15 protein-coding genes are annotated in these 17,998 nt (G+C 64.2%); 8 read left to right on the top strand and 7 right to left on the bottom strand.

Features of this window, described 5'->3' with window-relative positions:
- Window positions 1–506: 506 nt before the first annotated feature.
- The 3 genes from AC07XM_RS02310 to AC07XM_RS02300 form a co-directional block, all read right to left on the bottom strand.
- Complete coding sequence (locus AC07XM_RS02310) at window positions 507–1,322, bottom strand: sugar phosphate isomerase/epimerase family protein (RefSeq protein ID WP_016486115.1); 816 nt, start codon at window positions 1,320–1,322, stop codon at window positions 507–509.
- 31 nt (window positions 1,323–1,353) lie between these two features.
- Window positions 1,354–2,406 carry a Gfo/Idh/MocA family protein gene (locus tag AC07XM_RS02305; protein ID WP_102689908.1) on the bottom strand — a complete coding sequence of 351 codons (1,053 nt, stop codon included), beginning with the start codon at window positions 2,404–2,406 and terminating at the stop codon, window positions 1,354–1,356.
- 140 nt (window positions 2,407–2,546) lie between these two features.
- Window positions 2,547–3,323 (bottom strand): IclR family transcriptional regulator, encoded by a 777-nt coding sequence (locus AC07XM_RS02300; protein ID WP_016486113.1) that lies wholly within the window; start codon window positions 3,321–3,323, stop codon window positions 2,547–2,549.
- Between the two features lie 194 nt (window positions 3,324–3,517).
- Between AC07XM_RS02300 and AC07XM_RS02295 the strand changes: the two genes are divergently transcribed.
- Window positions 3,518–5,230, top strand: a complete 1,713-nt coding sequence (locus tag AC07XM_RS02295) for an FAD-dependent oxidoreductase (protein WP_023047999.1) — start codon at window positions 3,518–3,520, stop codon at window positions 5,228–5,230.
- Between the two features lie 213 nt (window positions 5,231–5,443).
- On the opposite strand, the gene AC07XM_RS02290 is transcribed toward AC07XM_RS02295, so the two are convergent.
- From AC07XM_RS02290 to AC07XM_RS02280, 3 genes are all read right to left on the bottom strand, one after another.
- A complete protein-coding gene (locus AC07XM_RS02290) occupies window positions 5,444–6,937 on the bottom strand; it encodes an aldehyde dehydrogenase (RefSeq protein WP_016486111.1) in 1,494 nt (497 codons plus the stop codon).
- 196 nt (window positions 6,938–7,133) lie between these two features.
- Window positions 7,134–8,516 (bottom strand): aspartate aminotransferase family protein, encoded by a 1,383-nt coding sequence (locus tag AC07XM_RS02285; protein WP_102689907.1) that lies wholly within the window; start codon window positions 8,514–8,516, stop codon window positions 7,134–7,136.
- A 42-nt stretch (window positions 8,517–8,558) separates the two neighbouring features.
- The gene (locus AC07XM_RS02280) at window positions 8,559–9,401 is read right to left on the bottom strand and encodes a helix-turn-helix transcriptional regulator (protein WP_016486109.1); all 843 of its coding nucleotides are present in this window, start codon (window positions 9,399–9,401) and stop codon (window positions 8,559–8,561) included.
- Window positions 9,402–9,683: 282 nt separating this feature from the next.
- Between AC07XM_RS02280 and AC07XM_RS02275 the strand changes: the two genes are divergently transcribed.
- Window positions 9,684–11,066, top strand: coding sequence for an APC family permease (locus AC07XM_RS02275; RefSeq protein WP_060516325.1), 1,383 nt, complete (start codon window positions 9,684–9,686; stop codon window positions 11,064–11,066).
- Between the two features lie 118 nt (window positions 11,067–11,184).
- Window positions 11,185–12,765: an aldehyde dehydrogenase (NADP(+)) gene (locus AC07XM_RS02270; protein WP_102689906.1), complete on the top strand. Its 1,581-nt coding sequence runs from the start codon at window positions 11,185–11,187 to the stop codon at window positions 12,763–12,765.
- A gap of 31 nt (window positions 12,766–12,796) precedes the next feature.
- On the opposite strand, the gene AC07XM_RS02265 is transcribed toward AC07XM_RS02270, so the two are convergent.
- A complete protein-coding gene (locus AC07XM_RS02265; protein WP_016486106.1) occupies window positions 12,797–13,663 on the bottom strand; it encodes a LysR substrate-binding domain-containing protein in 867 nt (288 codons plus the stop codon).
- 112 nt (window positions 13,664–13,775) lie between these two features.
- Between AC07XM_RS02265 and phnD the strand changes: the two genes are divergently transcribed.
- The 5 genes from phnD to AC07XM_RS02240 all read left to right on the top strand — a co-directional run bounded on the left by phnD (window position 13,776) and on the right by AC07XM_RS02240 (window position 17,994).
- Window positions 13,776–14,645 carry a phosphonate ABC transporter substrate-binding protein gene (gene phnD / locus AC07XM_RS02260; RefSeq protein WP_082421969.1) on the top strand — a complete coding sequence of 290 codons (870 nt, stop codon included), beginning with the start codon at window positions 13,776–13,778 and terminating at the stop codon, window positions 14,643–14,645.
- Window positions 14,642–15,442, top strand: a complete 801-nt coding sequence (phnC, locus tag AC07XM_RS02255; protein WP_102689905.1) for a phosphonate ABC transporter ATP-binding protein — start codon at window positions 14,642–14,644, stop codon at window positions 15,440–15,442. Before phnD ends, phnC begins: the two co-directional genes overlap by 4 nt.
- Window positions 15,439–16,257: a phosphonate ABC transporter, permease protein PhnE gene (phnE, locus tag AC07XM_RS02250; RefSeq protein ID WP_016486103.1), complete on the top strand. Its 819-nt coding sequence runs from the start codon at window positions 15,439–15,441 to the stop codon at window positions 16,255–16,257. The genes phnC and phnE overlap by 4 nt, the downstream gene beginning before the upstream one ends.
- Window positions 16,258–16,450: 193 nt before the next feature.
- A complete protein-coding gene (gene psrA / locus AC07XM_RS02245; RefSeq protein ID WP_023047304.1) occupies window positions 16,451–17,560 on the top strand; it encodes an iron-containing alcohol dehydrogenase PsrA in 1,110 nt (369 codons plus the stop codon).
- A 128-nt stretch (window positions 17,561–17,688) separates the two neighbouring features.
- Window positions 17,689–17,994: a type 2 periplasmic-binding domain-containing protein gene (locus AC07XM_RS02240; protein ID WP_371919283.1), complete on the top strand. Its 306-nt coding sequence runs from the start codon at window positions 17,689–17,691 to the stop codon at window positions 17,992–17,994.
- The last annotated feature ends 4 nt before the right edge of the window (window positions 17,995–17,998 follow it).

The raw sequence follows: 17,998 nt of genomic DNA, 5'->3' as shown, positions 1-17,998 counted from the left end.
CCTGAAGCCTGCGCGATTACCTGTGGGAGCGGGTTTACCCGCGAAGAATCCAACACGGTGAATGGCACCGGCTCCGCCGGAGTTCGCGGGGCAAGCCCGCTCCCACAGTGATCGCGCTAGCTCTCGGGTGTTGCGCAATACAGTTGTCACCACAGGTACTGCATAAGCCTGAAGCCTGCGCGATTACCTGTGGGAGCGGGCGTGCCCGCGAAGAATCCAGCGCGGTGAATGGCACCGGCTTCGCCGGTGTTCGCGGGGCAAGCCCGCTCCCACAATGATCGCGCTAGCTCTCAGGTGTTGTGCAAGACAGTTGTCCCCACAGGTACTGCATAAGCCTGAAGCCTGCGCGATTACCTGTGGGAGCGGGTTTACCCGCGAAGAATCCAACACGGTGAATGGCACCGGCTCCGCCGGTGTTCGCGGGTAAGCCCGGTCCCACTGTGATCGTGCAAACTTCATCGTGTGAGCAAGACGGTTGCTCCCGCAAAGCCACATTGCCGGTCGAATCAGGCTGTGGCCAATACCGCCATGGCTTTCTCCAGCGCCATACGCGCGCGCTGTTCGCCGCTGATGCCCTGCTCAAGCAACTGCCGAGTGGGGATTTCCAGGCTTAGCGGCACGGTTGGCGGCAAGCCGCGCAGCAAGCTGACCAGATCGGCATCGCCGTCACCAGGGAAGCGCCGCTCGTTACGCGCCTGGCGCAGGATTTCGTCCATGTCGGCCGGTACCGGGCCGGCGACGTCGCACAGCTGGGCGTAGCGCATGCGCTGCGGCGCCAGTTGTGCCAGGTCGTCCAGCGAAGACCGGGAGCGATTGAAGTGGAAGGCATCCACCAGTACGCAGCCATTGCTGCGGTCGGCGTTGGCCACCACCCGCATGGCCTGGCTCAGGTCGCGCACATCAGTCCAGGGCATGAACTCCAGATGCGGGTAAATGCCATACCCCGCTGCCAGGTCACACAACGCGGCAAAGCGCTCGGTCAGACGGGCTTCATCCGGGTCGTTGCCAGCCACCAGCAGCTCTGTGCCACCCAGCTCGGCGCCTACCGCCAGAATAGGCTCGAAATCGGCCACGCAGGTTTCGGGCTTCAGGCGCAGTATCTCCAGGTCGAGCACCTTGATACCGGTGTCGCGCAGGCGCGCCTGGGTGTGCCGGCGCAGGTCGGCGTCGGCCACCAGCGGGAAATGCTGCTCCTGTTCGGTGGCCGGCACCAGGCGCAGGCCAACGTGGCTGTAACCGGCGCGGGCAGCTGCCTCGACCATGTCCGGCGGGGACAGTTCGAGGACCGTCAGGGCGGCGAGGGAGAAAATTCGATCAGTCATTGTTCGTCACCAAAAATAAGTCAAGGTCGGCTTAGGCAATCTGCTCGGGCGCACAGGCTCGGCCGCTTTGTGAGGCCTGGCGAATGGCTTCGACCAGCGCCAGGGTGCGGCCAGCGTCGGCAGCGTCGATCAGCGGCGCCTGCTCACCGCGGGCAACCCGCACGAAATGCTGCAACTGCAAGGTCAATGCCTCGCCGCCAGGAATGGTTTCTTCCCTCTGCAGCAGCGGCGTGTGCCAGCCCGACCCCGCCTCGGCGTAGTGCCAGCGCTTGAGCTGGGGAATGCTCAACGCCCCTTGGGTGCCAGCCAGCAGATAGCACGGCTGGCCATCCTGGCGCGGGTACATCGGGCTTTCGCCAGAGTCCAGCTCCCAGCTCCAGGGCGCGGCTACCGCATCGGAGCCGGTGAGGCTGCCCAGCGCACCGTTGGCGAACTGCAAAAGCACCGCCGCGCTGTCTTCGTTGGCAAAACCGCGTACGTCGTTACGGGTGAATGCCTGCACCTGCACCACCTCGCCGCACAGATGGCGGAGCAGGTCGAGGTCATGGATCAGGTTGGTCAGCAAGAAGCCAGCCCCCGGCTCGCGACGCCATGGGGTGTCGAAGTAGCTGTCAGGTTTTTGCAGCTGCCACAGTGCGGTGACGTTGATCAGCCGGCCCAGCTTGCCGTCGGCAATCACCTGGTGCGCCTTGGTGATCAGTGGATTGTGCCGCCGGTGATGGCCAACCAGCACCGGTACACCCCGGCTGCGCGATGCCTCTACCAACGCACGGACTTCATCCAGGTGCACACCCACCGGTTTCTCGACCAGCACTGGCACGCCAGCCTCGATGCAATCCAGCGCGGTCGCCACATGCAGGTTGTTCGGGTTGGCAACGATCACTGCCTCGGGGCGCACACGCTCCAGCATCTGTCGGTGGTCGGCAAAACAGGGCACACCCCATTCGGCGGCAAAAACTTCGGCCTGCGGACCGGGGTCGGCTATCGCACACAGTTGGGCTTGCGGCACATTACGCAAGTGCTGGTAGTGCTGGCGGCCCATGATGCCGGCGCCGATCAGGGCAATACGAAGGGGTGCGTTCAACAGCCTGTCCTCTTGTGATTGTTGTTGTGCTGATTCTGAAACCAGATTCCAGAATCAGTACTCGACAATTTAGAACCATGTTCAGTTTTTCAAAAGAACCGGCAGAACAGACTGTGCGGTAATCGACCAGTAATGTGCCTTCAGGCGAATAATTCGCTTGCCCGGCTAGCAGCGGACAGCTCTTGCGCCGCCGCCAGCAACAGAGGCGCCAGTTCTGCCAGGCGGCTTTGCGCCATCCGTGCGCTGGGGCCGGCAATGCTTAATACGCCGATCACCTCGTCAGTTTGCGGGCGACGCACCACCGCCGCCAAGGCCGAGGTCCCGACGGCCGAGGTTTCCTCCACCCAGGCATATCCCAGCTCCCGGGCACGGTGCAGGTAGGCGAGCAGCGCGTCGGTGGAGCGTGGCGCGTTCGGGCCGAACTGTGAAGGGTCGGCAATGCCCTGGCGCAACACCATCTGCAGCGCCTGCTCATCGTCCAGGCTGGCCAGCCAGGCGTGCCCGGAGGCGGTGTAGAACAGCGGCGCATCGCGGCCCATGTCCGGGTCGTAGCGCAGCCCGGAGCGGGCGCCTTGGGACTTGGCGATCCAGGTCTGCCGGGCACCGTCGATCACCCCAAGGCGCACCAGCTCACCGCTGTCTTGGGCCAGGCGGTCGAGAATCGGCTGGATGATGTCGGCGCCGTTGCTGGACAGGTAACGAAACCCAAGCGCCACCAGCTTTGCCGTTAACTGGTAGCGGCTGTTGTCGCGGTTCTGCCGCACATAGCCCAGCCGCACCAGCTCGGTGAGCATGCGGTGGGCTGCGCTCTTGGGAATGTCCAGGCGCTCGGCCAGGGTTTGCAATGGCAGCCCCTGAGGTTCACCGGTAAGGCTTTCTACAAGACTGAAGGCGCGTTCGATCTGACTACCAGCCATGACACAGGTCCCTGAATTTTTTGCGGATTCTAGAAGATGATTCCACATCAGCGGTAGAGGGCGCAGCCAGGACGCGGTGAAATGTCCGGTTATCGCCCAGTAGTTGCCTTACCAAGCGGCTATGCCCTTGCAGGCACAGGCGCTGCGGACAAAAATATGGAACCTTGTTCTAATAACAAAACAGGAACGCCGCAATGCCTTCTGCTGCTCTTGATACCGAATACGATGTACTGGTCATAGGCTCCGGCGCCGCCGGGCTGGCTGCGGCCGTGACGGCTGCGTGGCATGGGCAGAAGGTGATTGTGCTAGAGAAGGAGCCCGTGTTTGGCGGTGCCACCGCCTGGTCTGGCGGCTGGGCATGGGTGCCACGCAACCCCTTGGCACAGCGGGCGGGCATTGTGGAAGACATCGAGCAGCCACGCACCTACCTGCGCAATGAGCTGGGGGCGTATTACAACGCCGAGCGCGTGGATGCCTTCCTCGAGGCCTGCCCGCATATGGTGGCGTTCTTCGAGAAGCACACAGCCCTGCAGTTTGCCGACGGCAACGGTATTCCGGACATGCATGGCGACACGCCAGGTGCCGCCCAGGGCGGGCACCAGGTGATCGCTGCGCCGTACGATGCCCGCCAGGTTGGCGCCTTGCTGCCACGCCTGCGCAAGACCCTTCGCGAAACCTCGTTCATGGGCATGCCGATCATGGCCGGCGCCGACCTTGCCGCCTTCCTCAACATGACCCGGTCGCCCAAGGCCTTGCTGCACGTGTGCAAACGTTTTGGCCGGCACCTGTATCACCTGGCCCGGTATGGCCGGGCGATGCACCTGGTCAATGGTGTGGCGCTGGTGGCGCGCCTGGCCAAGTCGGCACAAGACCTGGGCGTGCACCTGCAGGAATCGGCGCCGGCCAAACGCCTGCTGGTCGAAGATGGCCAGGTGCGAGGGGTGCTGGTGAGCACACCGAAAGGTGATCGGCAGATCCGGGCCAGGGCCGTGGTACTCGCGGCAGGTGGCTTCCCCAACGACAACGTCCGGCGCCGGCAGCTTTTCCCGCGTGATGCCAGCGGCTACGACAACCTCGCCCTGCCGCCACAGGGTTGTTCCGGTGACGGGCTGCGCCTGGGTGAGTCGGCCGGTGGCGTGGTCGCCACCGACCTCAAATCGCCTGTGGCCTGGGCACCGGTTTCGCAAGTGCCGCACCGCGATGGCAGCGTCGGCCACTTCCCGCACATCATCGAGCGCGGCAAGCCCGGCATCATAGGCGTGTTGGCCAACGGCAAGCGTTTTGTCAATGAAGCGCATGGCTATTACGACTATGTGTCTGCCATGGTCGCGGCGGTGCCGCCGGCTGAGGAAGTGTGCTCATGGCTGGTCTGCGACCATCGCTTCTTGCGCCGCTATGGCCTGGGCCATGCCCGCCCGGCACCGCTGCCGGTATGGCCGCATGTGCGCAATGGCTACCTCAAACGTGGCGCCACGCTGGAACAACTTGCCCAGGCCTGTGGGATCGACCCGTCCGGGTTACGCGCCACGGTGGATGACTTCAACACCCATGCCCGCAAAGGCCAGGACCCGGCATTTGGCCGTGGCTCTACACCGTTCAACCGCAAACAGGGCGACCCGCTGTACAAAGGGCCCAACCCTTGTGTAGCGCCCATCGAGCATGGCCCGTTCTATGCGGTGAAGGTGAAGCCTGGCTGCTTTGGCACCTTTGCCGGGCTGCGCACCGATGGCAGTGCCCGCGTGCTGGATGAGGCCGGGCAGCCGATCCCGGGGCTGTATGCGGCGGGTACAGACATGGCCAGCGTGTTTGGTGGCTGGTACCCGTCGGGTGGCATCAACCTGGGCCCGGCGCTTACCTTTGGTTATGTGGCCGGACGGCACATTGCCGGGGTGCAAGGGTACGAGTGAGGTACGCCGAAAGGTTTGCAGCGTTTGCAAGATCGAGCGCCGCGCGGGCGGCGCTCGATCTCACAGGCGCTGAAACTGCTGCGGCGGACATAACTGTCAGCCTGATCTGATTTTTTGTCGCCCGATGCTTGCATCAGGTGGCAGGCATTCCTGCGCTCGAAGTTGTCGGCAATCGCCATCACCCGTTCGGCAATGCCGGGTGCTCTGCGAACCTCAGCCGCGCAACTGGTACCAGGTAGTCTTTAGCTGCGAATACTTGTCGAACGAATGCAGCGACAGGTCGCGCCCGAACCCCGACTGCTTGCCACCGCCGAAGGGCACCGTCACATCCAGCGCATCGACCGTGTTCACCGACACGGTGCCGGCTTTCAACGCCCTCGCTACCCGGTGCACCTGGTTGAAGTCATCGCTCCACACCGATGCCGCCAGCCCATAGATGCTGTCGTTGGCCAGGCGCACCGCTTCTTCTTCAGTGTCGAAGGCGCTGACTGCCAGCACTGGCCCGAACACTTCCTCCTGCGCCAGGCTGATGCGGGCATCCACACCAGCAAAAATGGTCGGCTCGATGTAGTTGTCAGAGCCTTCGATGCTCAGGCGCCGACCGCCACACACCAACCGTGCGCCCTCTTGCCCGGCGCGCGCAATGGCGGCTTCGATGCGGCCGGTTTGTTCGGCATCGACAATGGCACCAGCACGGCTCGCCGGGTCCAGCGGGTTGCCGGGCAACCACTGGCGGGCTTTGGCTTGCAGGCGCTCGACAAATTCGTCATGGATGGAGCGCTGCACGTACAGCCGTGAGTTGGCCGAACACACCTCGCCCTGGTTGAAGAAAATACCGAATGCGGCCTTTTCCGCCGCCAGGTCCAGGTCCTGGCAGTTTTCGAACACCAGGTTGGGGCTTTTGCCGCCGCACTCCAGCCACACCTGCTTGAGGTTGGACTGCGCCGAGTACTGCATGAAGTACTTGCCCACCTGGGTGGAACCGGTGAACACCAGGCAGTCCACATCCGGGTGCAGGCCCAGCGCCTGCCCGGCCTGCTCGCCCAGGCCCGGCACCACGTTCAGCACCCCTTCCGGCACGCCGGCTTCCAGCGCCAGCTGGGCCAGGCGCAGCGCCGAGAATGGTGATTGTTCGGCAGGTTTGAGCACCACGCTGTTGCCAGCTGCCAGCGCCGGAGCAAGCTTCCAGGCGGCCATGTCGAGCGGGAAGTTCCATGGCACCACGGCGGCAACCACGCCGAGTGCTTCCCGGGTGATGGTGGCGAGTGCATTGGGCGCAGTGGGTGCCACCTGATCGTAGAGCTTGTCCAGTGCCTCGCCGTACCAGGCAAACACATGGGCCGAGCCCGGCACGTCGATGTTGTAGGCGTCCATCACCGGCTTGCCCATGTTCAGCGAGTCCAGCAACGCCAGTTCTTCGCGATGGGCCATGATCAGCTCGGCCAGGCGCAGCAGCACCTTCTTGCGCTCGCCGGGGGCCATGCGCGGCCAGGGGCCATGTTCGAACGCGCGCCGGGCGCTGGCCACTGCAAGATCGACCTCGGCCTGGCCGCAGGCGGCGACCTGGGCCAGTACGGTGTTGGTGGCGGGGTTGATGGCGGCGAAGGTGTTGCGATCCTGTGCGTCGACGGGTTTGCCATTGATCAGCGCTTTGGATGGCAGGTAGAGGTCAGAGGCACGTTGTTGCCAGCATTCGAGGGTGTACATTTGTACTCCAGGCGACCGCAGTGGCGATCATTTTGCGGAAGTAACAGGTACCGCACAGTCCGCAAGCGCGCCGTGCTCCCCCTTGTGGGAGCGGGCGTGCCCGCGAATCAGGCGACACGGAGGATGGCACCGGCTTGGCCGGTGTTCGCGGGCATGCCCGCTCCCACAGGGGAAACCGGTTGCCCTTGGCAACGGCTTAGAGCTTGCCAACCAACCGAGCGGTGCGGTCCACGGCAATGCGGGTTTTCTCCACCAGCTCATCCAGCTCGCTGTGGTTGGCGATCAGGGCCGGCGCCATGATCATCCGGCCCAAGGTTGAGCGAATGATCACCCCCTCCTCGAAACCAAAGGTGCGACATTGCCAGGCCAGGTCATTCTCGTTGGCAAAGCGTTTGCGCGTCGGTTTGTGCTCGGCGAATTGCAACGCCGCCACCAAGCCGGCGCCCTGTACCTGGCCAATCAATGGATGGTCGGCGAACACTTCGCGCAGGATGCGCTGCAGGTACGGCCCGGTGTCATCCTTCACCTGGGTCACGATGCCTTCGTCGCGCAGCGCCTTCAGGTTGGCAATCGCCACCGCCGCCGCCACCGGGTGGCCGGAATAGGTCAGGCCGTGGGCAAACACCCCGCCGCGTTCCACCAGTGCCTCGGCAATGCGCTTGCTCAGCACCAGGCCACCCATCGGCACATAGCCGCTGGTCAGGCCCTTGGCAATCGACAGGGTGTCGGGCTCGAACCCGAAGTATTCGTGTGCGAACCACTCCCCGGTGCGGCCAAAGCCGCCAATCACCTCATCGGCGCACAACAGCACATCGTACTGGCGGCAGATGCGCTGGATTTCCGGCCAGTAGCTTTCCGGCGGGAAAATCATGCCGCCTGCGCCCTGGAACGGCTCGGCGATAAAGCCGGCGACATTCTCGGCCCCCAGTTCCAGGATCTTTTCTTCCAGCTGCAAGGCACAGCGGCGGCCGAATTCGGAAGGGGTCAGCTCGCCACCCTCTGCGTACCAGTACGGCTCATCGATGTGCGCAACATCCGGGATCAGCCCGCCCATTTCGTGCATGAACTTCATGCCGCCCAGCGCCGTAGCCGCCAGGGTCGAGCCGTGGTAACCGTTCCAGCGGCCGATCATGACCTTCTTGTTCGGCTGGCCGACCACCTGCCAATAGCGGCGCACCGTGCGGATCAGCACTTCGTTGGCCTCGGAGCCGGAGTTGGTGTAAATGGCGTGGCTGTAGTGCCCGGGCAGCAGGCTGAACAGCAGCTCGGACAGTTCGATCACCGCCGGGTGGGTGGTGTGGAAGAACATGTTGTAGTAGGCCAGCTGGTCCATCTGCGTGGCCGCGGCGACAGTCAGGTCGCGACGGCCATAGCCGAGCTGGGTGCACCACAGGCCAGACATGCCATCCAGGTAGCGCTTGCCCTCGCTGTCCCACAGGTGCAGGCGTTCGCCACCGACGATCACCCGCGGCCCTTCGGCATTCAGCGCTTTCTGGTCGAGGAAGGCATGGATATGGTGCGCGGCATCGGCTGCCTGGTAGTCGCGGGTCTGGCGTTGCGGGGCGAAAGGCGCATTCATTGTTGGTTTTCCTTTGCGGTGGGGTTGCAGGGTGGCTGGCGCTCAGCGCAGCTTGCCCATGTAGCTTTCCAGCGGGTCCTTGCCCAGCACGCCCTGGGCATTGGCCAGCGCGTCGATGAACAGGGAGAACAGCTCGGACTGGGTGCCGATGTCGAGCTTGGCGTAGACGTTCTTGCGGTGCGACTTGATGGTGTCTTCCGACACCCCCAGGCGCTCGGCCAGCGACCTGGTCGAGTGGCCACGCAGGATCAGCTGGGCGATACGGCACTCACGCTCGGTCAGCAGCGAGCTGCCGAAGTTGTTCAGCGCGGCGTGGATGCGTTGTTCGAGGATGTTCTCGAAGCGCCCGGTACGGCTGTCCAGGCCGGCGAAGTGCTTGCTCAGCACCGCCAGCACCCAGGGCGTGATACGCCCGAACAGCTCGCGGGTGTGCGCATCCAGCTTGTCGGTAAACGCCAGCGACACCGCCAGGCTCTGCCCCGGCGCGACCTGCAAGATGTAGTTGAGCTCATCCTCCAGGTGCGAGTGGCGGTAGAACGACTGGTAGTACTCGCTGACCTCGAAATGGTCGGGTGCCACTTCGAACAACCCATAGCACCCCGACGCTACCTGTTCCACACAGGCACCGTAGAACGGGTCGAGCAAGTAAAAGCCAGACAAGTAGCGGCTGACATTGCCCTCGGGCTGCCAGGGTGCCTTGTCGTCCTGCTCGAACAGCGCACAAGGCATGCCGTCGTGCGGGTACAGGTACACCGTGGTCGCCTGGATCGGCCGGATCACGCCAAGTGCGGCAAACAGGTTGGCGGCAAAGCCCGGCCGGCCGATTGCCTCGGTGACCTTGGCCAGGTGCTCGAACCACTGTTCTGAAAGCAATTGATTAGTCACTGTGGGCCTGCCGTTCCTATTCAGTGACACCGCCGCCAGTGCGGTGCGTTGTTGACCAGATACTCCCACGCCACCGCCGCCGCCGAAATCACCCTTTGGGGTGAGCCGGGCAAGGGCTGTTCCCGCTCACCCCAAAGGGTGATTCCGGGTACCTGCAGGGTGTGGGAGCATCAACCCGCCCCAGCGCTGCGAGCCTTCCGCTCGACCTCCTTGCACTTCACCCACCGGTAACGAGCCTGCTCGCGTACTGCGGTGTCCTGCATCCTTTTCCAGGAGTTAGCAATGCATACAACAACAAGTACAGCCCATAGCCCCGCCCATGACACCGCCGCGCACCCCGGCGCCAATACCGGCCGTTTCCGCAAGTCCATGGGGCTGACTGCCCTGGTACTGTTCGGCCTGGCCTACATGGTGCCCCTGGCCGTATTCACCACGTACGGGCTGGTCACCCAGATGACCAAAGGGCACCTGCCCACCGCCTACCTGCTCACCCTTGCCGCCATGCTGCTGACCGCCTACAGCTATGGCCGCATGGTCCAGGCCCACCCCTACTCCGGCTCGGTCTACACCTACACGCGCAAGGCCTTCGGCAGCCATATCGGCTTCATTACCGGCTGGACACTGCTGCTCGACTATATATTCCTGCCGCTGCTCAGCTACCTGCTGATCGGCATCTACATGTCGGAGTATTTTCCGGCCATCCACGCCTGGGTGTGGGTGGCAGGCTCCATCGCCCTGGTCACTTTCCTCAACCTGATCGGCATCGAGTCCATCACCCGGGTGAACTGGATCCTGGTGGTCATGCAACTGGTGTTCATCATTGTGTTTGTCGCCCTGTCCATTCTGAAGCTCAGCGGACAGGCGGAGCCGGTATCGCTGCTGGCGCCCTTCCACCACGAAGGCTTCAGCGCGCCGCTGATCATGACCGGCGCCGCGGTGCTGTGCCTGTCTTTCCTGGGGTTCGACGCCGTCTCGACCATGGCCGAAGAAACGACCAACCCGACCTACCGCATACCGGTGGCGATCCTGGCCGTTTCGCTGATCGGTGGCTTGCTGTTCCTGGTGGTGTCGTACTGCGCGCAGATGGTGTTCCCAGACTGGGGCAGCTTCGTTGACCCGGATTCGGCCTCTGTGGATGTGATGCGCCGTGTCGGCGGCGAACTGCTGGTAACCGCCTTCACTGCCACCTACGTGGCCGGCTGCTTCGCCTCGGCCATGGTGTCCCAGGCCAGCGTGTCACGCGTGCTGTTCGCCATGGGCCGCGACGGCGCATTGCCGCGGGCGTTCGGCCAACTGATGACGAAAAAGCGCGTGCCGGCCACCGCCATCCTGGTGGTCAGCCTGTTGTCGCTGATCGCCTTGGTGATCACCCTCGACACCGTGGCCAACATGATCAGCTTTGGCGCGCTGTTCGCCTTCTCGGCGGTGAACCTGGCGGTGGTCAAGCACTATCTGGTCGACCAGAAACTGCGCGGTGGCCGCAACTACCTGCTATATGGTGCCATTCCTGGTCTGGGCTTTCTCAGCACGCTGTGGCTGTGGAGCAGCCTGACCAGCCTGTCGTTCACTATCGGCCTGTGCTGGATGGGCATGGGCCTGGTGGTGCTGATGGGGCTGACTCGCGCGTTCCGGGTGAAGCTGCCGGAGTTGCAGATGGCGGAGTGACGCAAAACTCGGGGTGATAACTGGTCGTTATCACCCGATCCGCATTAATCATTATTCAGCCCCCCGTTCGCGCCCTACAGTCTCAGCGCAACGACTGTCATTGCCAACGGGAAACGAAATGTCCATCGAACATCGCCTGAACCATATCGCCGGCCAACTCAGCGGCAACGGTGACGTACTGCTGAACAGCGTCGACGCCCGCACCGGTGAGCCGCTGCCATACGCCTTCCACCAGGCGACCGGCGACGAAGTAGAGGCCGCCGTGCAGGCCGCCGAGGCCGCCTACCCGGCTTACCGCAGCACCAGCCCGGCCCAGCGTTCCGCCTTCCTCGACGCCATTGCCAACGAGCTGGACGCACTGGGTGACGATTTCATCCAGCATGTGATGCGCGAAACCGCGCTGCCCGAAGCCCGCATCCGTGGCGAACGCAGCCGCACCAGCAACCAGCTGCGGCTGTTTGCCGAGGTGGTTCGCCGTGGCGATTTCTACGCCGCACGCATCGACCGTGCCCTGCCCCAGCGTACCCCGCTGCCGCGCCCGGACTTGCGCCAGTACCGAATCGGCGTGGGCCCGGTGGCCGTGTTCGGCGCTAGCAACTTCCCGCTGGCGTTCTCCACCGCTGGCGGTGACACCGCCTCGGCGCTGGCCGCTGGCTGCCCGGTGGTATTCAAGGCACACAGCGGGCACATGCTCACTGCCGCCCATGTGGCTGCCGCCATTGACCGCGCAGTAGCCAGCAGCGGCGTGCCGGCAGGCGTGTTCAACCTGATCTACGGTGCCGGTGTGGGCGAGGCGCTGGTCAAGCACCCGGCCATTCAGGCGGTCGGTTTTACCGGCTCGCTGCGCGGTGGCCGCGCCCTGTGCGACATGGCGGCAGCACGCCCGCAGCCAATTCCGGTGTTTGCCGAAATGAGCAGCATCAACCCGGTGATCGTACTGCCCCAGGCGCTGCAAGCCCGTGGCGAGCAAATAGCCGGCGAACTGGCCGCCTCGGTGGTGATGGGCTGCGGGCAGTTCTGCACCAACCCAGGCCTGGTGGTGGGCATCCGGTCGCCGCAGTTCGAGCATTTCGTGCAAACGCTGGCTGCACGCATGGCCGACCAAGGCCCGCAGACCATGCTCAACGCCGGCACCCTGCGCAGCTACCAGAACGGTGTACAGCATCTGCTGGCGCACCCGGGTATCCAGCACCTGGCCGGGCAGCCACACACCGGCAACCAGGCCCAGCCGCAGCTGTTCAAGGCAGACGTAAGCCTGCTGCTGAACGGCGACCCGCTGCTGCAGGAAGAAGTGTTCGGCCCCACCACCGTAGTGGTGGAGGTCGCCGATGCCAAGCAACTGGCCGAAGCGCTGAACCACCTGCAGGGCCAGCTGACCGCCACCCTGATTGCCGAGCCTGACGACCTGGCGGCCTATGCCTCGCTGGTGCCGCTGCTGGAGCGCAAGGCCGGGCGCCTGCTGCTCAACGGCTACCCGACCGGGGTGGAGGTGTCGGATGCGATGGTGCATGGCGGGCCTTACCCGGCCACCTCCGACGCACGCGGCACCTCGGTCGGTACCTTGGCCATCGACCGCTTCCTGCGCCCGGTGTGCTTCCAGAACTACCCCGATGCACTGCTGCCGGATGCGTTGAAAAACGGTAACCCGCTGGGGATTGCGCGGTTGCTCGATGGCGTGAACAGCCGCGACGCGGTGTGACACGGCGGATGCTGAGCAGGCACGGTGTAACCTAGCCGTGCCAGGCTTGCAGGCAACGCTGAAACGACGCAATGACCTGGCTGCACTGCCGATCCGCCAGGCAATACAGGTAAGTCTCTGTGTACACCGGGTCGTGCGCAATGCGGATCACCTTCAAGCGCGGGTCGGCAATGTATTCCGCCTCGGACACCGCACCAATGCCGATGCCACGGATCACCGCCTCGCGCAGCGCCTCGCGGCTGCCGATTTCCATGGCGATGCGCGGTGTTACCTGCGCCGCTTCCAGCGCGTTGTCCAGCGCCAGCCGCGTAGTCGAACCCTGCTCACGGCGCAGCAACGGCTGCCCCTGCAGCGCTTGCAGCGGCACCTGATCGTGGCGGGCGAAGGGGTGATCGGCGCGGGCGAACAGGATGACCGGGTGCCTGGCATAACGTTGTGCGACAAACGCCGGGTCATGGTGCAGCCCCGCCAACACACCGATATCGGTCACATAGCCCTGCAGGTCGGCCAGCACTGACGCCGAGTTGCCCACGCGGATGGACACGTCGATCTGTGGGTACGCCTGCCGGTAGCGGTCGACCATTTCGATCACATGAAACGGCCCCACTGCACCGATCTTCAGCTCACCCCGGTTGAGCTGGCCACTGTCGCGCAGCAGGCTGGTCGCCTCGGCTTCGAGCATCGACATCTGCTGGGCAATGGGCAGCAAGGCACGGCCAACTGCGGTCAGCTCGATGCGCCGACCGCGGCGGTGGAACAACTCGACATCAAATTCGCGTTCCAGCCCCTGGATCTGGTTGGTCGCGGTCGGCTGGCTGAGGCCGATGGCCCTGGCCCCAGCGCTGAAGCTGGCGTGCCGGGCCACGGCAAGAAAGGTGCGCAGGCGAGCGGTAGACATCCATAGATCCTTTGAATGGTTGGCTGGCCAAACGCATATTGAATTGATGCTGTGACTGTCACATGACAGCCCTAACGTTGGCGCTACCGACAACAACCACTCCGGTACTGCCATGACGCCCTTCCCGAAACTGTTGCGCTGTGCCCGCCTCGCCCTGCTGCCACTGCTGCTCGCCCCCGCCGTGCAGGCGCAGCAGGTGCTGACCGTCGGCCTGATCCCGTCGGAAGACTCCCAGGCCATGATCAAGAGCAGCCAGCAGGTGCTCGACCAGTTGCAGGCGCGCCTGGGCATGCCGGTCAAGCCATTCGTCGCGACTGACTACAACGGGGTGATCGAAGCCCTGCGCGCCGGCAAGCTGGACGTCGCCTATCTCGGCCCGTTTTCCTACGTACTGGCCAACCAGGTCGCGGGGGCCGAAGCCTTTGCCGTGGCGGTGACCAAAAAGACCGCCAGCAGCGCCTACCACAGCCTGATCATCGCCCGCCGGGACAGCGGCATTCGTACGCTCGACGACCTCAAGGGCCACACCTTCGCCTTCGTCGACCCCAGCTCGGCCTCCGGCCACCTGTTCCCCAAGGCCGGCCTGGAGCACGCTGGCCATGATCCGAAAACCCTGTTCTCACGGGTGATCTTCTCCGGCTCGCACGATGCCAGCATTCTCGCCGTGGCAAACCGCAAAGTTGATGCGGCGGCCGTGGCCGACCGTATCCTGGCCGGGGCTGTGAACAACGGGCAGGTTCAGCAACAGGACTTCCAGGTGGTGTGGACCTCACCGGACATTCCCGAGTCACCGATGGTCTGGCGCAACAACCTCGACCCCGAACTGCAGGCCAAACTGCGCACCGCCTTTGCCGGGATCAAGGACGTGCCATGGGGCGACCAAGGCATGCTCAATGGCTTCCAGCCGACCACTGACGCGGCCTACAACGTGGTTCGTGACACCGCCAAAGTGCTCGACCTCGACCTGCGGAGCCTGAAATGATCCGCATCCGCCAGCTGACCAAGGGCTACGCCGACAACCCGGTACTGCGCGGCATCGATCTGGATGTTCAGGCCGGTGAATTCGTGGTGATCCTCGGCCAGTCCGGCGCCGGCAAGTCGACCCTGCTGCGCTGCATGAACCGGCTGGCCCAGGCCGACACCGGGGAGCTGCAAGTGGCCGGGGTAAACGCCATGCGTGCAGCCGACCAACGCGCGCTGCGCCGGCAGGTCGCGATGATCTTCCAGCATCACAACGTGGTGCCGCGGCTGTCGGTGCTCAAGAACGTGCTGACCGGCCGTCTTGGCCACTGCAGCACCCTCGCCTCGCTGCTGCAGCTGTTCCGCCGTGACGACGTGACACTGGCCCTTGATTGCCTGCGCCGGGTCGAGCTTGAGCACAAGGCCGGGTCGCGCACCGATGCGCTGTCTGGCGGGCAGATGCAGCGGGTGGGTATCGCCCGTGCGCTCGCCCAGCGACCACAGGTGATTTTGGCCGACGAACCGGTGGCCAGCCTCGACCCGAACACCGCACATGTGGTGATGCAGTACCTGCGCGAAATCAGCCGCACGCTCGGCATTACCGTGGTGTGCAACCTGCACCAGGTGGAACTGGCGCGGGCATTCGCCGACCGCATCGTCGGCCTGGCCAACGGGCGCCTGGTATTCGACGGCCAACCCGGTCAGTTGGACGAAGCCGCACTGCAGCACATCTATCACACCCCATCAGCCAATGAGCCTGCGCAGGCAATGGCTGCACCACGGCCAATGCTGGCCACGGGCACAGGAGCCTCGGCATGAACACGCAGAGCCATCAATGGCTGGTCAACACACCCACTCGCGCCCGTGGCTGGTTGGGCACTGGCGCGCTGTTAGTGGCGATCGTCCTGGTGCTGCAGTGGAGCGCTGAAGGGGCACAGCTAAGCTGGGGCGAGCTGGCCAACGGGCTGCCACAGATCGGGGATTTCCTTGGCCGCTCGCTGCCGCCAGACCTGAGCATAATGCCCAGTCTGTGGCGCCCGGCCCTGGAAACCCTGCAGATCGCGCTGTGGGGCACCCTGCTGGGGATCGTGCTCGCCGTGCCGCTGGGCTTTCTGGCCGCGCGTAACCTGCATGGCAACCGCTGGCTGTACCAGGGCACCCGGCAGCTGCTGAACGTGATTCGCAGCATCAACGAGCTGATCCTGGCCCTGGTGTTTGTCTCGGCGGTAGGCCTGGGGCCCTTTCCTGGCGTGCTGGCCCTGGCGCTGCATGGTGTGGGCATGCTCGGCAAGTTCTTTGCCGAAAGCATCGAGGAAATCGACCAAGGGCCCATTGAAGCGCTACAGGCCACCGGTGCGCGGCCACTGCAGGTGATCGCCTTTGGCGTGCTGCCGCAAGTGATCACCGCCTGGATCGCCGTGGTGCTGTATCGCTTCGAGGTGAACCTGCGTTCGGCTACGGTGCTGGGCATGGTCGGTGCCGGTGGCCTGGGCTTCGAACTGGTCAGCAGCCTGAAGCTGTTCAAGTACCAGGAAACCGCCACTTGCATCTTGGTCATCACCCTGATGGTGGTGCTCGCCGATCTGCTCTCCAACCGCCTGCGGCACGCCATTCAGGGCAACGCCCGCCACTGACGCGTCGCCCAACCACCCCTTGCCGCGTGCGCCCGGTTGGCGCGCGACGGGCAGACCATGCCTGGAGTTCAAGCCCATGCCCCTTGCACCAGCTATCGGCTCAACCGATAGCCCCCTGCAATCAATCGATTGGATCGAAACCTGCCCGCCGACGAGCATGGCTGCACCTTCCAACAACAATAAGGAACTGCCCATGCCTGCCTGCTTCCACAACCCGGTCACCACCATTTTTGGCGGTGGCAGCCTGGATCAGATCGCCCAACACTGCCCCGGCAAGGTCGCCCTGGTCACCTTCCCCGAGGCCGAACAGCTCGGACTGGTCGCGCGGGTACGCAGCCTGCTGGGCGAGCGACTGGTGTGTGTGATCGACAAGGTGCAACCCAACCCGGATGTCGCCTGGCTGCGGGGTGTGCACGAAGCGTTCTGGGCACGGCACGGCGACTGCGATACGGTGCTGGCGCTGGGCGGAGGCAGCGCCATCGATACCGCAAAGGCGCTGATCGTCGGTACCGCTTCTGGCCACTTCGATGAACTGCTCGAGCTGCTGGCCAGCGGCAAACCGTTCACCCCGGCGCGACACAAGACCCTGGTAGCAGCACCCACCACCGCTGGCACCGGCAGCGAGGTGACGCCATGGGCCACCTTGTGGGACGCCGGCCAGCAGAAGAAGTACTCGCTGCACCTGACCTGTACATGGCCCAGCGTGGCGCTGATCGACCCGGAACTGATGCTCAGCGTCCCGGCCGGGGTGACGGTATCCACCGGGCTGGATGCCTTGTCCCACGCGCTGGAATCGATCTGGAACCACAACGCCAATCCGCTTTCCGACACCTTCGCCCTGTCGGCCATCGACGATATTCTCGACTGCCTGCCACGCCTGCAGCAGGACCTGGGCAACCGCGAGCTGCGGGCACGCATGGCGTTGGCTGCACTGAAGGCCGGGCTGGCCTTTTCCAACACCAAGACCGCTTTGGCTCACTCCATTTCCTACGAAATGACCTTGCGCCATGGCCTGCCCCACGGCATCGCCTGCTCCTTCACCCTGCCGTTGGTGCTGGGCCTGGCCTGGGGCCGTGATGCCGAGCGTGACCAGACCTTGCAGAAGGCCTTCGGCCGCGACCTGGCAGCGGCCCAACAGCGCTTGCGAGCATTTCTCCATCAGCTGGGCGTGCGCACTGAATTTGCAGACTATGGCGTGACAGCCGCCGAGGCCGAGGCGATGATCGACGCCGCAATGCAGGGCGCCCGCGGGCGCAATTTCATCGGCGCGCAAGCCGCCGGACATTTCGCGTTTTTCCTGTAGCACCTTTCAAGAGTGCCGACTCGCCGTGCCCCGTGGGCCGGCGCCAGAGAACAAAAGGAAACCGTCATGAACCGTGCACAAACCCTGACTGGCGCGCTGCCCAGCACAATGCCGTTTCGCCTCGCGCAATGGCGCGCTACCCGCAAATCGAACTGGAGACGTCGTTGGGCAGCGAAGCCGGGACACTGGAGCGGGTGTACAACTTCGACATCGACCTGGCCATCTTGGCCCTGTTGGAGTTCAACCAGCGCCTGAACACCCGGCTTTACCGCAACTACCCGATTCTGGCCATGTTTAACCGGGCTGGCGCGTGGAGAAATGCCGCAGGGCAGTTGAACCTGACGGCATGGCCCGGTTTGCCTGCGAACAACGCGTCATCTGTTTCGCGGGCAAACCTGCTGCTGCACGAAGGGCTGATACACATACGCCATTGATGAA

It is taken from the genome of Pseudomonas sp. GW460-LB5 (assembly GCF_059423245.1).
Note: the sequence above shows the minus strand (reverse complement) of the source record. Positions and strands in the feature narration are given on the sequence as shown.

What these genes read in the sequence shown, in the direction of transcription:
- AC07XM_RS02290 (WP_016486111.1), bottom strand. Translation starts at nt 6,937, where the DNA reads ATGTACACCCTCGAATGCTGGCAACAACGTGCCTCTGACCTCTACCTG.
- AC07XM_RS02240 (WP_371919283.1), top strand. Translation starts at nt 17,689, where the DNA reads ATGGCGCGCTACCCGCAAATCGAACTGGAGACGTCGTTGGGCAGCGAA.
- AC07XM_RS02300 (WP_016486113.1), bottom strand. Translation starts at nt 3,323, where the DNA reads ATGGCTGGTAGTCAGATCGAACGCGCCTTCAGTCTTGTAGAAAGCCTT.
- AC07XM_RS02295 (WP_023047999.1), top strand. Translation starts at nt 3,518, where the DNA reads ATGCCTTCTGCTGCTCTTGATACCGAATACGATGTACTGGTCATAGGC.
- AC07XM_RS02310 (WP_016486115.1), bottom strand. Translation starts at nt 1,322, where the DNA reads ATGACTGATCGAATTTTCTCCCTCGCCGCCCTGACGGTCCTCGAACTG.
- AC07XM_RS02270 (WP_102689906.1), top strand. Translation starts at nt 11,185, where the DNA reads ATGTCCATCGAACATCGCCTGAACCATATCGCCGGCCAACTCAGCGGC.
- AC07XM_RS02265 (WP_016486106.1), bottom strand. Translation starts at nt 13,663, where the DNA reads ATGTCTACCGCTCGCCTGCGCACCTTTCTTGCCGTGGCCCGGCACGCC.
- phnC (WP_102689905.1), top strand. Translation starts at nt 14,642, where the DNA reads ATGATCCGCATCCGCCAGCTGACCAAGGGCTACGCCGACAACCCGGTA.
- AC07XM_RS02275 (WP_060516325.1), top strand. Translation starts at nt 9,684, where the DNA reads ATGCATACAACAACAAGTACAGCCCATAGCCCCGCCCATGACACCGCC.
- AC07XM_RS02285 (WP_102689907.1), bottom strand. Translation starts at nt 8,516, where the DNA reads ATGAATGCGCCTTTCGCCCCGCAACGCCAGACCCGCGACTACCAGGCA.
- phnD (WP_082421969.1), top strand. Translation starts at nt 13,776, where the DNA reads ATGACGCCCTTCCCGAAACTGTTGCGCTGTGCCCGCCTCGCCCTGCTG.
- phnE (WP_016486103.1), top strand. Translation starts at nt 15,439, where the DNA reads ATGAACACGCAGAGCCATCAATGGCTGGTCAACACACCCACTCGCGCC.
- psrA (WP_023047304.1), top strand. Translation starts at nt 16,451, where the DNA reads ATGCCTGCCTGCTTCCACAACCCGGTCACCACCATTTTTGGCGGTGGC.